Origin of the sequence: Pyxidicoccus xibeiensis, assembly GCF_024198175.1 — a bacterium.
Taxonomy (GTDB): domain Bacteria; phylum Myxococcota; class Myxococcia; order Myxococcales; family Myxococcaceae; genus Myxococcus; species Myxococcus xibeiensis.
Genome location: NZ_JAJVKV010000004.1, coordinates 625,876 through 640,488 on the forward strand (window position 1 = coordinate 625,876; position 14,613 = coordinate 640,488).

Annotated in this window: 13 protein-coding genes; 4 read left to right on the forward strand and 9 right to left on the reverse strand. The window is 70.0% G+C overall.

The window, feature by feature from the left end:
- Positions 1–35: 35 nt before the first annotated feature.
- Both LXT23_RS20405 and LXT23_RS20410 read right to left on the reverse strand, forming a co-directional pair.
- Positions 36–860 (reverse strand): 2,3,4,5-tetrahydropyridine-2,6-dicarboxylate N-succinyltransferase, encoded by an 825-nt coding sequence (locus tag LXT23_RS20405; protein WP_253982346.1) that lies wholly within the window; start codon positions 858–860, stop codon positions 36–38.
- Between the two features lie 64 nt (positions 861–924).
- Entirely contained in the window at positions 925–1,245 is a 321-nt protein-coding gene (locus LXT23_RS20410) for a hypothetical protein (RefSeq protein ID WP_253981879.1), read from the reverse strand.
- A 209-nt stretch (positions 1,246–1,454) separates the two neighbouring features.
- Here LXT23_RS20410 and LXT23_RS20415 point away from each other — a divergent pair, with 209 nt between their 5' ends.
- Both LXT23_RS20415 and LXT23_RS20420 read left to right on the forward strand, forming a co-directional pair.
- Positions 1,455–3,833 carry a carbohydrate-binding domain-containing protein gene (locus LXT23_RS20415; RefSeq protein WP_253981880.1) on the forward strand — a complete coding sequence of 793 codons (2,379 nt, stop codon included), beginning with the start codon at positions 1,455–1,457 and terminating at the stop codon, positions 3,831–3,833.
- An 18-nt stretch (positions 3,834–3,851) separates the two neighbouring features.
- On the forward strand, positions 3,852–5,525 hold the full coding sequence (locus LXT23_RS20420) for a DUF1501 domain-containing protein (RefSeq protein ID WP_253981881.1): 1,674 nt from the start codon (positions 3,852–3,854) through the stop codon (positions 5,523–5,525).
- 72 nt (positions 5,526–5,597) lie between these two features.
- On the opposite strand, the gene LXT23_RS20425 is transcribed toward LXT23_RS20420, so the two are convergent.
- Together LXT23_RS20425 and LXT23_RS20430 are read right to left on the reverse strand one after the other, a co-directional pair.
- Positions 5,598–5,834, reverse strand: coding sequence for an Rdx family protein (locus tag LXT23_RS20425; protein WP_253981882.1), 237 nt, complete (start codon positions 5,832–5,834; stop codon positions 5,598–5,600).
- Between the two features lie 68 nt (positions 5,835–5,902).
- Positions 5,903–6,151, reverse strand: coding sequence for a hypothetical protein (locus LXT23_RS20430; RefSeq protein ID WP_253981883.1), 249 nt, complete (start codon positions 6,149–6,151; stop codon positions 5,903–5,905).
- A gap of 134 nt (positions 6,152–6,285) precedes the next feature.
- Here LXT23_RS20430 and LXT23_RS20435 point away from each other — a divergent pair, with 134 nt between their 5' ends.
- Positions 6,286–7,728, forward strand: a complete 1,443-nt coding sequence (locus LXT23_RS20435) for a pyridoxal phosphate-dependent decarboxylase family protein (RefSeq protein WP_253981884.1) — start codon at positions 6,286–6,288, stop codon at positions 7,726–7,728.
- A gap of 363 nt (positions 7,729–8,091) precedes the next feature.
- Positions 8,092–9,096, forward strand: a complete 1,005-nt coding sequence (locus LXT23_RS20440; protein WP_253981885.1) for a hypothetical protein — start codon at positions 8,092–8,094, stop codon at positions 9,094–9,096.
- Between the two features lie 67 nt (positions 9,097–9,163).
- On the opposite strand, the gene LXT23_RS20445 is transcribed toward LXT23_RS20440, so the two are convergent.
- The 5 genes from LXT23_RS20445 to LXT23_RS20465 all read right to left on the reverse strand — a co-directional run bounded on the left by LXT23_RS20445 (position 9,164) and on the right by LXT23_RS20465 (position 14,557).
- A complete protein-coding gene (locus LXT23_RS20445; RefSeq protein WP_253981886.1) occupies positions 9,164–9,853 on the reverse strand; it encodes an HAD family hydrolase in 690 nt (229 codons plus the stop codon).
- Positions 9,854–9,936: 83 nt separating this feature from the next.
- Positions 9,937–10,695 carry an AfsA-related hotdog domain-containing protein gene (locus LXT23_RS20450; protein WP_253981887.1) on the reverse strand — a complete coding sequence of 253 codons (759 nt, stop codon included), beginning with the start codon at positions 10,693–10,695 and terminating at the stop codon, positions 9,937–9,939.
- 31 nt (positions 10,696–10,726) lie between these two features.
- Complete coding sequence (locus LXT23_RS20455) at positions 10,727–11,983, reverse strand: phthiocerol/phthiodiolone dimycocerosyl transferase family protein (RefSeq protein ID WP_253981888.1); 1,257 nt, start codon at positions 11,981–11,983, stop codon at positions 10,727–10,729.
- Between the two features lie 135 nt (positions 11,984–12,118).
- A complete protein-coding gene (locus LXT23_RS20460) occupies positions 12,119–13,222 on the reverse strand; it encodes a serine hydrolase domain-containing protein (RefSeq protein ID WP_253981889.1) in 1,104 nt (367 codons plus the stop codon).
- Between the two features lie 237 nt (positions 13,223–13,459).
- Positions 13,460–14,557, reverse strand: coding sequence for a YcjF family protein (locus LXT23_RS20465; protein WP_253981890.1), 1,098 nt, complete (start codon positions 14,555–14,557; stop codon positions 13,460–13,462).
- Positions 14,558–14,613: the final 56 nt, after the last annotated feature.

The window sequence follows — 14,613 nt, forward strand, 5'->3', positions numbered from 1 at the left end:
TACGAAATGCGGGCCCGAGTGGATTTCCGCCACTGCTACACCGGCACCGCGAAGTCCCGCAGGGCGGCGTTGAGGCTCGTCTTCTGGTCCGTGGACTGTGTGCGCTGGCCGATGATGAGCGCACACGGCACCATGAACTTCCCGGCGGGGAACTGCTTCTCCCGCATGCCCGGAATCACCACGCTGCGCGCGGGCACCCGGCCCTTGTAGATTTTCTCCTCGGGGCCGGTGACGTCGATGATTTGCGTGGACGCGGTGAGCACCACGTTGGCGCCCAGCACCGCCTCCTCCTCCACCACCACGCCCTCCACGACGATGCACCGGCTGCCCAGGAAGGCCCCGTCCTCGATGATGACCGGGGACGCGGTGGGCGGCTCCAGCACCCCGCCCAGGCCCACGCCGCCGGACAGGTGCACGTGCTTGCCCACCTGCGCGCAGCTGCCCACGGTGGCCCACGTGTCCACCATGGTGCCCGCGCCCACGCGCGCGCCGATATTCACGTAGCCCGGCATCACCACCGCGCCGCGCTCCACGAAGGCGCCGTAGCGCACCGTGCCCGGGGGCACCACCCGCACGCCCGCCGCCTCCAGCCCCTTCTTCAGCGGCACCTTGTCGTAGAACTCGAAGGGGCCCACCTCCATCACCTGCATCTCCGACACCGCGAAGAACAGGAGGATGGCCTCCTTCACCCAGGCGTTCACCTTCCACCCGCCCGGGCCCTTCTCCGCCACGCGCAGCTCGCCCGAGTCCAGCCGCGCCAGCGTCTCGCGCACGGCGGCCACATGGGCCGGGTCCTTCAGCTTCGTCCGGTCCGCGAACGCGGCGGACACCCTCTGGGACAGCTCGTCGATAGGGGACATGGCGGAAGACATGGCGCCGCCTTGAATCACAATTCCGGGCGCCGCGCCGCACTCACGTACGGCCTCAGCGGTGTCCGTCCTTCCACCCCGCCGGCTCCGTCAGCGGCAGCGTGTACGTGGGCAACTCCCCGGCCTCCGGCCGCCCCGCGGGCACGCGCCGCCCCGCGTCCTGTCCCTCCAGCAGCACCGCGCCCCGGCCCACGTGCCGCACCCGCGACATGGGCACCTCCGCCCACCAGCGGCTGAAGGGCCAGCGCCTGACATACAGGTGCTCCTCGCCCACCACCGCCACGTACCCCAGCTTCGTCCCGTCCCCGGCCCGCACCCGCATGCCCTGGATGATGGAGCGCCGCTCGAACGGGGACCCCGACTCTGGCCACGCCATGCGTGTCACCTCCTGGACTCTCAAGCTGGGGGCCCTCCCCCTCGTCCGCGAGCACGCCCCGGGCGGCCGGCCGCCCGCCCGCCTCCTTGTGGCCATGAAGGACCATGTAGGATTACGGGGAAATCCTTACTTTTCGGGCTGGGGCCCTGGTTCTCTACCTGACAGTCGTGACAACCTAGGGGTCGCCTCCCACCCCCCTAGGAGGGCTCATGCGCGCACACCCCCTGCGCCCGTGGCGCCACGCCCTGGCTGTCCTTGCGCTGTCCACCGCCGGTTGCTCCGGCCAGGTGTCGTTCGGCTCCGGCGACCCCAACTCCGGCCCGCCGACAGTGCAGCCGGATGGGACGCTGGACTGTGACCTGGACAGCGTGCCGGGCGCCGTGACGATGCGCTCCATCGCCGAGGACTTCGCGCGCGAGGTCCACCCCGCGATGGTGCGCGAGACGTCCGGCTGCATCTCCTGCCACGCCACCACCAGCGGCCGCCTCTTCAAGGTGAGCTACGAGGGCGTGGAGACCTTCTACGCCGCGCGCGCCGCGGGCTTCATGAGCCCGCAGTCCGGCTCGCTGCTGTCGCGGCTGGTGACGCTGGACGAGGCGGCCCGCATGCCGCGGGGCCAGCCGTCATGGAGCGCGCAGGAGATTGCCGCCGTGGCCAGCCTCACCTGCCAGCTGGCGGCGGTGGAGGCGCGCGAGCCCGCGGCCCGGGCGGACGAGGAGTTCCCTCCCGCGCTGCTCGAGCCCTACAGCGGCCCCGAGGTGGCGACGTACGACAACCCCTTCCTCGGCTTCGACCAGCTCAAGGGGAAGGTGAAGGCCGTCTTCAACGACCCGTGGGTGCGCGGCGGCGTGGACCGCTTCGCGCAGAACGTGGGCCTGTTCGGCGGCGTGGACTACAAGGACCACTTCGTCGAGGCGCGCGTGGCCACCGCGGACTTCTTCCTGGGCCTGGACGACCTGGCGCGCGACGTGTGCCTCACCGCGGCCACCAACAAGTCGGGCCCCTTCACCGGGCTGGACCTGGCGCAGCCCCTGGTGGACGTGCCCGCGCCCAGCACGAAGCAGTACGAGATGGAGGGCGCCGCGCGCACGGACACCACCGCGCCGGCGGGCACGCAGATTCTCGCCAGCACCGGCGCGCGCTCGGGCACCACCGGGTGGAACCTCTACACCACCGGCAGCCTCACCACCGCCCAGCCCTACCCCTTCCCCGCCAGCGCCACGTACCGCTTCACGGTGAAGGCCAAGGGCGACCCGTGCGGCCCCGAGCTTCCACACCTGCAGCTCAAGGTGGACGGCGTCGTCGTCAAGGAGTGGGACGTGTCCAACGGCACGGCCTACGCGGACTTCGTCCACACCCAGGCGGTGACGGGCGGCAACCACGTGCTCTCCGTGCACTTCACCAACGACTACGGTGAGACGGGCGTCTGTGACAGGAACATGCACGTGGACGCGCTCCAGGTGTACGGCCCCACGGAGGCCTCCACCGGCACGCAACGCGTGGACGCGGCGAAGGCGAAGGTGGACACCCTGTACCGCCGCATGCTGTACCGCGCCGCCACCGCGCAGGAGCGCACCGACGGCTACGCGCTGGTGAGGGACCTGAACGACTTCGAGCCCAACGCCAACAAGGCGTGGAGCGGCCTGTGCGAGGGGCTGATGCGCGCCCCGGACTTCCTCTTCACCCTGCCCCCCTCGTACGAGGGGCTGAGCGGCAAGGAGCGAGACCGACTGCTGCTGGTGAAGCTGGCGCAGGACCTGCTGGGCCGGCCGCCCACGGCCGCGGAGTTCACCGCGCTGGAGAGCGGGACGAAGTCGTGGGAGACGCTGGTGGACGACTACCTCGCGTCCCCGGACTTTCGCACCTACTACTACCAGCGGATGCGGGTGCGGACGGAGAGCGAGGGCACGCCCGACACGGACGAGCCCGCGCGGCTGTGGACGCACCTGGTGCTGGAGGGCAAGCCGCTGCAGGAGCTGCTCACCGGCGACTACTCGGTGGACACGTCCTTCCGGCAGGTGGTGCGCCCGCCCGAGCACGGGAAGACGGGCGTGCTCACCATGAAGGGCTTCATCAAGAACAAGCCCGGCCTGCCGCACTACAACTACGCGGCGCGTGTGATGACGGACTTCCTGGGCGCCATGTACGAGGTGCCCTCGGAGGTCTTCGACATGCGCGGCGCGGCCACGGCCGCCTCCACGGTGGACCCGTCCAGCATCTGCTTCTCCTGCCACCAGACGCTGACGCCGCTGGCCCACCAGCGCCTCAAGTGGGACGACGAGGGCAACTACCGCACGACGGACCAGGACGGGAAGCCGCTGGACGACAGCGACCGCAACCTGGTGGCCCCGTACGCCTTCAAGGGCACGGGCATGGAGGCCTTCGCCACGCAGGCGGTGAAGAAGGAGTCCTTCGTGCGCCGCACGCTGAATGCCCAGTACGCCCTCTTCTTCGGCCGGGAGATGCGCCACGCCCAGGACGAGCGCGTCATCTACAAGCGCCTGTGGGACGCCTCCCAGCAGAGCAACGGCAACCTCAAGGCCGTGCTCAAGACGGTCGCCACCTCTCCCGAGTACCTGCGCCGCTGACCGCAAAGGACCGCCGCCATGAAACGCCGCCAATTCCTCGCGGGCGCCACCGCTGGCGCCACCATCAGCGCCCTCGACTGGCTGGGCTTCTTCCGGAGCTTCGGCGTCCCGGGCACGAAGAAGGAGCTGGGCCTGGCCCAGGCCGCCGCCGCCGAGGCCTCCAACCCCCGCTTCCTCATCTACTGGTTCCAGGAGGGGGGCTGGGACGGGTACAGCATGTTCAACCCCGTCCACACGCCCAATGACGGGGTGCGCGTCATCCCCGCGGGCACGCTGCGCCCCGCCCCCTCGTGGAGCCAGCACCGCTACCGCCCGAAGAGCTACGGCACCCCGCCGCTGGACCCGCCGAAGACGCAGGGCAACATCCAGTACGGCTACCTCGCGCAGGACGGGCTGGAGCTGTTCAACGACCTGGCGGTGGTCTCCAGCCACAACGGGAACACGTTCCACTCGGGCGGGCGTTGGGACTACCACTACGGCAAGTACAGCGCGTCCCTGTCCGGCAAGCGCGGCGCGGACGAGCGCACCGTCATGCAGGCCTTCTGCGAGGCGTATGGCCAGGGCTTCCTCATGCCCCACGTCTCGTGGCACCGGTGGCTGGCGGACGGCGAGCTGTCGATTCCCTCCTACCCGGACGGCACCGGCTACTACGAGCGGCTGGGCCCGGTGCACGCGCACACCATCTACGGCAAGACGCCGGCCGCCATGCGCGAGCGCCTGGCCTCGCTGGGCAGCGTGGCCCAGGGCCAGCGCGACGCGCGCATCCGCCAGTTCACCGACAACCTGCAGGCGAACTTCCTCGCCGAGAAGAACAGCGAGTCGGTGAAGGCCTTCGCCTCGGCGCTGGAAATCCACCGCTCGCTCACCGCGGGCGGCACCATCAACCTGGACCCGCGCGCGCTGTTCACCGACGCCACGCTGCGCGGCGAGTTCGCCATCACCGCCGCGGACGAGGCCACCGACTCCGCGTCCATCAACGGCAACCCCGCCCGCTCGAAGGAGACGCCCAACACCAACGTGCAGGCGCTGATGGCGTACGAGCTGATGACGAAGGGCCTGTCCATCGGCTTCTTCATCGAGAACCGCGGGCTGCGGGAGTTCGACTCCCACCGCGACCGGCGCTTCATCATGAACAACAAGGGCCAGGCCGACCAGCGCACCATGATGCGCAAGAACCTGTGGAGTCCGCTCAAGACGCTGGTGGCGAAGCTGAAGGCCACGCCCTACGGGACGACGGGGAAGAGCTACTACGACTTCACCACCATCGTCCTGGCCTCGGAGATGGGGCGCACCATCTCCGGCGACGTGGAGTCCATCCTCGCCAACGCCGCGACGACGGACACGCAGAAGTACGACGAAATCATGGGCCAGGACTGCTGCCAGCACTGGCGCGTCAGCAGCGCGGCCTTCCTGGGCGGCACGGTGCGCGGCAACACGCAGTACGGCCGCGTGGGCAGCGTGTCCCTGGAGGGCATCCCCCTCCTGCCGAACGGCACGCTGGACCCGGCGTATGACCCGGACACCGGCCTGCTCGTCTCCGGCCGGACGAAGAGCCCCGACAGCTTCATCACCGACCCGGGCCACGTGTACGCGACGGCGCTGCACCTGTCCGGGCTGAACCCGGCCGCGCTCAAGGCCGCGGGCAAGGGCCGCAACGACCGGCCGCCGCTGACCTTCATCAAGAAGCCCTGAGCCGCGGGGCTCCGGAGACGGACACGGCCGGCAGCCCGTGGAGGGCGTGCCGGCCGCGAGCCTGGAGGGAGGCTACCTCCCGACGACCTTCGCCACGGCGTCCACGATTTCCTGCTCGGTGGGGAACGCCAGCGTCTGCTTCTTGATGACCACCTTGCCGTCGACGGCGACCTCGTAGATGCCCGAAGGTCCCGGCTTCAGCTCCGCTTCCAGGTCCAGTTCGTCCTTCAGTACGGCCGCCGCACGGGCGGCCCGAGGCTTGTAGCCTCAGGAGTTGCAGTACGTAATCGACACCTTCGGGTCGGCCATGGCGGGCCTCCTATGCGTGTGCTCCCCTTCAGTTTGTGCACGGCGGTGACTCCCGCCAGTCCGCCCGCTCACTGCCCAGGCGGGCTGTCCGGCAGGAACGCGCCTCCGCTGCTCCAGACGCACGAGAAGGAACACTTCTCCCACCACAGCGCGGCGCAGCGGTCGACGCACCGCTCCTCACCCCCGCACTTCGCCTTGCAGATATCGGCGTAGTACGCGTCACAGGCCGAGCACTCCTTGCTGCTCCCCCAGGCGACACCGAAGCAGACGCCCACACCCAGGAGGACCAGCAACCCCACCATCATCGGCTTGTTCATGTGCGCTTCCGGGAGACACGTTCCCTCACTGACTCTACTGGCTCCTCGCCGGAAAGGTGGAGAGAGCCGGAGTCTTGGAAACGTGGAGGCGCCCCATTTCCGCAGGCCCGGCGCGCGGTTAGGGTCCGCGCCCCATGACGGACTTCCGAGAGCGCGTCACCGCCGCCTACGACGCGGAGACGTTCCGCCGCGAGGGCCAGCGGCTGGTGGACACCCTGGCGGGCTACCTCGCGCAGACGGCCCGCGCGGAGGGGCCGGTGCTGCCGTGGGCGGCGCCGGCGGTGAACGTGGACCGGTTCGCCGCGTCCTTCCCGGAGGAGCCCACGGGCGACTTCGCGGACCTCATCGCCCAGGTGCTGTCCGGCTCCAACCACCTGCACCACCCGCGCTACGTGGGCCACCAGGTGACGGCGCCCGTGCCGCTGGCCGCCCTGTGCGACGCGGTGTCCTCGCTGCTCAACAACGGCATGGCCGTGTACGAGATGGGGCCTGTCTCCACCGCCATGGAGCGCAACGTGCTGCGGTGGATGGCCGCGCGCCTGGGCCTGCCGGGGAGCACCGACGGGGTGCTCACCTCCGGCGGCTCGCTGGGCAACCTCACCGCGCTGCTCGCCGCGCGGCAGGCCAAGGCGGGCTACGACGCGTGGAACGAGGGTGCCCACGCGGGCCCGCCCCTCACCGTGCTGGTGCCGAAGACGGCGCACTACTGCGTCGCCCGCGCCGCGCGCATCATGGGCTGGGGCGAGGGCGGCGTGACGCCCGTCGCCGTGGATGACCGCTTCCGGCTGCGCCCCGAGTCCCTGGACGCCGCGTACAAGACGGCCACCCTCGCCGGGCGCAAGGTGATTGCCGTGGTGGCCAGCGCGGGCTCCACCGCCACCGGCGCCTTCGACCCGCTGGAGCGCGTGGCCGACTTCTGCGAGCAGCGCGGGCTCTGGTTCCACGTGGACGGCGCGCATGGCGCGTCCGCCGTGCTCAGCCCCACGCACCGGCACCTGGTGCGGGGCATCGACCGGGCGGACTCGGTGGTGTGGGACGCGCACAAGGGCCTGCTGATGCCGGCGCTGGTGACGGCCGTCCTCTTCCGCGACGGCGCGCGCTCCTTCGAGGCCTTCGCGCAGGAGGCCAGCTACCTGTTCCACGGTGACGGCGAGCGCCCCTGGAGCGACGTGGCCCTGCGCACCATGGAGTGCACCAAGGAGATGATGGCGCTCAAGGTGTACGCGTGCCTCGCGGTGCTGGGCACGCGCCTGTTCTCGGACGCGGTGACGGAGTCTTACGAGCAGGGGCGCCGCTTCGCCCAGCGCCTGTCCGCGGCCGGGGACTTCGAGGTGGCGGTGCCTCCGGACTGCAACATCGTCTGCTTCCGCCACACGCCGAAGCACGTGCCACCCGGGGAGTGGGACGCCCTGCAGGCGCGCCTGCGCGAGCGGCTGGTGACTCGCGGGGACTTCTACCTGGTGCAGACGAAGCTGCCCAGGGGCGTGTACCTGCGCGTCACCCTCATCAACCCGCTCACCACCGATGCCGACCTGGACGCGCTGATGGAGGCGCTCAGGACGGCGGCGCGGCGGTGAGCCGCCCGGCCGTTGTACCGGAGTGGCAGGAAGGACCCTGCCCCGCAGGGCATGTCTGCATGTGATTGCCGGCCTGGGTCGCGCGCACCGCATGGGCGCGAAAATGACTCTCGAACTCCAGGGCAGGTAAAACCAGACGAACTGTTACTCCGGGACCATCCGGAAGCCGAGGCGTCCCGCAAAAAACAAATATCCTGTCGTATTTGCATCTGGATGGCATGATTCGCCTCCAATCGCATTTCATCACTCCCTGCCCCTCGTCACACTGTCCTCACCTGCCAGCGAGAGCGCCTGTCGTGGTTGCGCTGGAGCTGGCGGGCATCAAGGCGACCTGCCGTACCGGTCGCACAACGGGGGACAGTCATGCGCTACACGCCGACCTCTCAGTCCGCAGCAGTGAGCAATGCCAGCCATATCCGGAGTCACCGCCCGTGGCTCCCCTGGGGAGTCCTGGGACTGACGCTGGCGATGGGGGCGGCGGGATGCGGGCCCGCGGCGGAGCCGGACGAAGCGCCTGGAACACCGGGAGTCTTTCGAGCGGCGCTGGAGGGCAGCAATGGCCTCTCCACCAACGGCCTCTCCACCAACGGCCTCTCCACCAACGGCCTCTCCACCAACGGCCTCTCCACCAACGGCCTCTCCACCAACGGCCTCTCCACGAATGGCTTCTCCACCTGGTTCAACCAGGACCCGGCGGACGCGGAGGCGGTGATGGAGTACGTGGTGCGATGTGCGTTGCCCGCGGGGCAGACGCGCACCTACAGCAACCCGGATACAGGGGTGACACACACCTGGCAGGGCGGCCTGGGACTGGCGCCGGCCTGGACCACGGGGCAGGCGGCCACCGAGGCCGAGCAGCAGGTGGTCTCCGCGTGCCTGGCGGCGCACATCAACAAATACGGCGTCCACGTCTCCATCTCCGTGCTGGGCCAGACTGCCCAGGGCACGGAGATTCCCTACACGTCCTCGGAGCTGGCGACCCATGCGCAGACCGAGGCCTGCTTCTTCGGCAACCTCTTCAATGACGAAGGCATCTACGCCGCCAATGACCAGACGTACCTCAATCCCATGACCAGCACCGCGAGAGGCTGTGGGCTCTCCTCGAACACGCTGAGCAGCCAGTGCGAGCCCCTCGTCCATCTCGGCATGTGCAACCAGTACTGCGTGTCGGCCCTGGGCAACCGCGGCCCGAAGCCCTACTACGAGACGTGCACGTACAATGGGAAGACGTACCGCCCCATCACCACGCGCATGCGGCGTGAGGATGTCTATCGATGCGGGGACGGCACGTGCCAGGTCACCGAGCGGTGCGGCACGGGAGTCGCCGCCGACAACTGCCGGGCGGACTGCGGCACCTGCGCGCCCTGACGGGGGCCCGCGGCGCTGGACGATGCAGGGTCCAGCGCCGCCTTCTCCCAGGAGGCTCCAGCGTCGCTCACGACGCGCACGCGGCGGCCCCGGGCTCCGCTTCCACGGTGAGCATGCGCCACCGGTGGCGCCGGGCGTGCTCGGCGAGCCGGGTATCTCCGATGACCGCCACCGGATGGCCCACGGCCTCGAGCATCGGCACGTCCGTGAGGTCATCCCCATAGGCGAAGCACTCCGCGGCGCTCGCCGACTGGCGGGCGAGGAACGCGTGGAGGGCCTCTGCCTTTCCCTGGCCAATCACCTGTCCTCCCTCGAGCGCGCCGGTGTAGCGCCCCTGGTGGACCTCCAGGCGCGTGGCCAGGCAGTGCTCCACCCCCAGCTCCCGCGCGACGGGCGCGAGAATCTCCATCAGCGAGCCGGAGACGAACACGGGCACCTGGCCCCGGGCCTGGTGCGCCCGCAGCGCCTGGAGCGTGGGCGCAATCAGCAGGCCCGGCCGTCGCCGCTCGTGGGAGAACCACTCCTCCGCCGCCGCGCGCACGGCCTGGGTGCTTCGCCCCAGGAAGGAGCGGTAGAACTCGCGGTTCAGGAACAGCCGGTCCCTGCCCTCGCGCGCCCAGGCGGCGAACCGTTCGCGGAAGTCCTTCCACCGCGCCTCGCCTGCCGCCTGCCCCTCCCAGCGGTAGAAGAACTCCTGGAAGCTGAACATGCTCTTGAAGGACAGCAGCGTCCCATCCACATCGAAGAAGGCATACATGGTTCGTCGTCTCTCGAGTCGGTGAAGAGAAAAAGACGGCCGGGCCGCGGGAACGCCCCGAAGCCCGGCCGTGGCAAGACGACTCATCCCGCCTTGCGCATGAGTGGCGTGGCCCGGGCGAGGGCCTGGCGCGCCTTCTTCGCCTCCCGGCTGCTCAGGAACGCCGCGTCGTACACCGCGAAGCGAATCGTCACCTCGGTGAGCAGCTCGCCGCCCTGGACGAAGCAGACCTTCGCCTCGCACGTGAGCGAGCCGCCCTTGCTCTCCTTGCGGCGCACCCCGTGGTACTCGACGTCCATGCCCAGCGGGAACCCGAAGGAGTGGTAGGTGGCCTCCAGCTGGTTGAGCACGAAGTAGCTCGGGCGCTGGCCCGAGTCGCGCAGGAAGTAGCGCTCCGTGACGGCGAGAATCATCTGCCGGGCCGCCTCCATCAGCACCATGCCCTGGATGTGCTGGCCCGTCTGGTGGTCGCTCATCTCCGCGCACCGCTCGTCCAGCACGAGGCTGGAGACGTAGCGCTCCCCCTCCACCACCTGCTCCGGCGCGGTAATCATGATGTTGTGCTCGGAGCGCTTGTGCACCAGCCGCGCTTCGGCTCGCGACAGGGCGCGCGGGTCCGCTACGAGCGTCGCGCGCATCCGCTCCGGCAGGCGCTCGAGGTGCGCCTGCAGCCGCCGCAGCCGCTCGTCCGGAATGCCCTGGCCGACGATGAGGGTGGTGTCGCCCGGGAGCCCCTGCTCCTGGAGGAGCCGCTCCAGCTCCGGCAGGGTGATGACCTCGGGGTTCTCGCTGGCGAAGCCCGTGAAACGCTCTCCGACGACATGCAGCACATTCGGTGACATGGATTCTCCATTCATTCCCCCTCGCAAGGAATTAGAGGGCACGTTGTGTGGATGTGAGCTGGAGCGCGGACTGGAGCCGCTCCCACGCTCCCCACTGGATGCGCAGGGCCCGCTGCACCGGGAGCGCGGACTCCAGGAAACGCGAGCACAGGCTCAGGCGCCCTCCCACGGTCGTCACGCCCACGATGAGCGGCGCCAGTCCGGAGACCGTCACGTGCAGCCGCCGCAGCCGGAGGGCGCCGTACTGCTCCGCGTGGCCCCAGCGGCCCAGGTTGGTCACCGTCAGCTCCGAGCCCATCACGTCCTTCACGAAGGCCTGGAGCCCGGGGGCGTCGGGCGCGGTGGCCAGGAAGTCCTTCACCTCGAGCAGGTGGGCGAACTTCCCGTGCCCCCCGGTGTCCCGCTGGAGCTGCTGTTTCACGTCGCGCGCCACCTCCCAGAAGGGGCTCGTGGAGGAGAGCCGGTGCCGGGTGAGCTGCCGTGCGAAGCAGGGCACGAAGGCCTCCGTCACCGGAGGGCTCAGGTGCTCGCGCAGGTTGACGGGCGACATCACGCGCAACCCCACCGCGTCGCGCGAGCCTGCCTCGTCGACCAGCGCCAGGAGGAAGGCCGCGCACAGGGCTCCGTGGACACTGGTGCGCTCATGGCGGCTCACCTCCACGAGCCGGGCGGTGTCCTCCGCCGACAGGTCCCGGGTGAGCAGGCGCACCGCGCTGCCCGGCACCGCCGCCACGGACGGCGCTCCGTCCGGGAGGACCCGCAGGTGGGCGCGCGGCGGCCGGCCCAGGCCCGGGGGCAGGAGCTCCTCGCAAGCCACGGGCGGCGGCAATCCCTGGCAGGTTCCTGGCTGGGAGAGCTCTCGCAAGAGGTCTCTCAGGAGCAGGGCCGCGGACATGCCATCTCCGATGGCGTGGTCGAAGGTCAGCAGCAGCTCATGGGCCTCGACGCCCTGAAGGAGCGTCGCGCGCAGCAGGGGCCCCTCTTCAGGAGCGAAGGGCCGGGTGAGCGCCTCCTCTACTTCGTACACCCAGTGCGCCTCGTCCCGCCGGGGCAGGCAGCGCAGGGGGATGGGCGCCACCGCCTCCGAGTCGAAGTACGGGCGGCCCTCCCCGTCGGTGCGGATGCGCACGGCCAGCAGGGCGTGCCTCCGCTGGATGGCATCCAGTGCATCCCTGAGCCACTCCGTGCTCAGCGGCCCCGTGAGGCTCGCGCACAGGACGGCGTTGACGGGACGGGTCTGCGACAGGCGCCAGAGCAGGTGTTCCGCTGCGCCCAATGAACGATTCATGTCCAGGTTCCTCCGCTGTTTTGAAGGAGGAAGACCTGGACGCGGGTTGTGAACCCCTCTCCTGGCTCGCGCGGAGGAAGGCGGGGGCTCGCTCCCTCGGAGCCTCCGCGACACCGGCACTGCGTGCCGCGTGGCTCAGGGGCGTGACACGCGGTCCAGCACAGGCACGAGCACCGCGGCCAGGTCCCCCATCACGTTGATGACCCCCGTGATGTAGCGGTCGGTCTCTGGCACATAGAGCATGAAGCTCTGGTAGCCCGCCGTGGTCCCCAGGTGCCCGATGGCGATGGTCCCCTGGGAGTCGAGCTGCATCACGCCGAGCCCGTAGCCGACCAGCCGGGACTCGGGCTCGGGGGCTGACTGGAACGAGAGCATGGCCTCGAGAGTGGCCGCACGCTCGAACAGCGCACCGGAGCGGAGCTGCTTGAAGAACGCGTTGAGGTCGGAGGCCGTGGTCACCAGGGCACGACCGCCGGAGGCGCCGGCCATCGACGGGTCGACGACGGTGAAGTCCAGCAGCGCGTCTTCGAACGGGACGTACCCACGGGCGCAGGACGCCGCGCAGCCAGGGGTTCCGGGCTCGGGCAGGCTCGTGTTCGAGAGCCCGGCTCGCGAGATGACCCGCTCGCGGAGGACCTCGCGCCAGCTGCGACCTTCCGCGACCGAGAGGACTTCGCCGAGGAGCACGTAGTTGGTGTTCGAGTAGCTGTACCGCGCCCCGGGAGCGAAGACCGGCGGCTGCGCTTCGGCGATGCCGAGAATCTCGTCGAGCGTCCAGACGTGCTCCGGGTCGGACATGATGGCCAGGGTGACTTCATCCGTGACCCACTCCGGGATGCCAGACCGGTGCCCGAGCAGCATGGCCAGGGTGATGGACTCCGCATTCGCGATACGGGCCGTCACACTCGCCGGCAGCCGCTCCGTCAGGGTGTCGTCCAGCGAGAGCACGTTGCGCTCGACGGACTGCAGCACGGCGGTGGCGACGAGCGTCTTCAGGATGCTGCCGGCGCGAAAGGAGTCCTGCGCGGACATCGGCAGCTTCCGCTCGACGTCGCCGAGCCCCGCCGCACCCGACCAGGACGGGCCCTTGCCCGAGGAGACGACCAGGGCGACACCGGGAGTGACGCCCCTGGCGACGACGTCCTCCATGGTGGCCTGCAGGTCAGCGTGCAGCGACGTGGTGGGTTCGTCGTCGCCACCGCAGCCGCTGACCGCTCCGGCGATACCGAGGAGCACCACGAGGGAAACCATCGCGCTCGCGAGACGCGAGCGCCGCGTCTCGCGGCCCCGCGCATGGGAACAGGCCTGAGACCGTCGGGCGTGTACACCCTCGTCCGCGGCATCTTGTCCGACTTCGAGAATCCGAGCATTGCTGTTGTTGTACCTGCGCATGAAACACGGCCGGCAGGCACGTGTGTCACCCGCTCGAAGCGAAAGATTGGAGGGCGCTCGCCGGCTCCTGGCGCTCCGACGAGGTCAGCTGCTCCTCGCAGCCTGGCGGCCAACCAGCTCTTCCTTGAAGGCCCGGGCCACCTCGTCCGCGGTGGGGAACTCGCCCGCGCGCTGCTGCATGAGCCGCGAGAGGACGGCGACGTAGGCCTCTCCGAAGAGGGTGGTGAGGCTGCTGGCCACCGTGGCGGAGATGAGGCCGCCCACCAGCGTGCCCGCGCCGGGCACCAGCTTGAGCAGCCCGGAGACCAGGGACTGGCCCGTGAAGGTGGCGCCCAGGCCCGTCACCGCCGAGCTCACCAGCGTGGTGAGGAAGGCCTCGGTGAGGGGAAGGCCGAAGACACTGCTGATGCCCGCCAGCATCGCCACCTGGAGGGGCACCAGCAGTGCCGCATCAGCAAAAGGGAGGGGGTTGAGCCCTCCGATGGTGGCGGCGGTGGTGGCGGCGCCCAGGACGATGCCGTGGGCCCGCCGGCGCTTCTGCTCGATGCTCACGCGCTGCGCGGCGGCGAAGGCGTTGCGCTGGGCCTCGGGGACCAGCTCCATGGTGATGTCCACCAGCTCCACCAGGCCGCGCGGCTGGAGCGTATGGCCTTCATCATCGGTCTCCGCGAGCGCGCGCACCCGCATGACGTTGCGCGCCTGGGGCAAGAGCCGCTGCACCTCGTCGCGGAACCCCTGGTCGCTCCGGGCCTTGGTGACCACGGCCACCACGGGGACGTAGCGCGCGAGCATCTCACACACCTGGATGTCTCCGTCCTCCACGCGCCGCGAGTCCTCGCCGATGCACAGCCAGGCGACATGGACATGGCGTCCCGCGTCCTCATCCCGGGCGCGCGAGCGGACGAGCTCCTCGAGCTGCTTCACCGTGTCCCGGAAGCCCGCCATCTCCAGGCCGCGCGTGTCGATGAGGGTGACGGGGACGCCCTCCCTCGAGTACTCGCGCGCCTCCTGCGTGACGGGGCGGCCCTGGCCCGTCTCCGCGATGCGCCCGTGGAAGATGGCGTTGATGAGCGTGCTCTTCCCCACGCCGCTGCGGCCCGCGATGATGAGGGTGACCCGCCCGCGCTTGCGGAAGGCCTCCTCTATCTGCCTGCGCACCTCGTCGCCGATGTTGAAATCCATGACACGAGTCTAAGGCCGTGCAGCCCGACTCACGGCGCGGACACGCTGCGGACCTC

Bases quoted from the DNA above. Each gene is read 5' to 3' on its own strand.
- LXT23_RS20405 (WP_253982346.1), bottom strand. From the start codon at position 860: ATGTCCCCTATCGACGAGCTGTCCCAGAGGGTGTCCGCCGCGTTCGCG.
- LXT23_RS20410 (WP_253981879.1), bottom strand. From the start codon at position 1,245: ATGGCGTGGCCAGAGTCGGGGTCCCCGTTCGAGCGGCGCTCCATCATC.
- LXT23_RS20415 (WP_253981880.1), top strand. From the start codon at position 1,455: ATGCGCGCACACCCCCTGCGCCCGTGGCGCCACGCCCTGGCTGTCCTT.
- LXT23_RS20420 (WP_253981881.1), top strand. From the start codon at position 3,852: ATGAAACGCCGCCAATTCCTCGCGGGCGCCACCGCTGGCGCCACCATC.
- LXT23_RS20430 (WP_253981883.1), bottom strand. From the start codon at position 6,151: ATGAACAAGCCGATGATGGTGGGGTTGCTGGTCCTCCTGGGTGTGGGC.
- LXT23_RS20435 (WP_253981884.1), top strand. From the start codon at position 6,286: ATGACGGACTTCCGAGAGCGCGTCACCGCCGCCTACGACGCGGAGACG.
- LXT23_RS20440 (WP_253981885.1), top strand. From the start codon at position 8,092: ATGCGCTACACGCCGACCTCTCAGTCCGCAGCAGTGAGCAATGCCAGC.
- LXT23_RS20445 (WP_253981886.1), bottom strand. From the start codon at position 9,853: ATGTATGCCTTCTTCGATGTGGATGGGACGCTGCTGTCCTTCAAGAGC.
- LXT23_RS20450 (WP_253981887.1), bottom strand. From the start codon at position 10,695: ATGTCACCGAATGTGCTGCATGTCGTCGGAGAGCGTTTCACGGGCTTC.
- LXT23_RS20455 (WP_253981888.1), bottom strand. From the start codon at position 11,983: ATGAATCGTTCATTGGGCGCAGCGGAACACCTGCTCTGGCGCCTGTCG.
- LXT23_RS20465 (WP_253981890.1), bottom strand. From the start codon at position 14,557: ATGGATTTCAACATCGGCGACGAGGTGCGCAGGCAGATAGAGGAGGCC.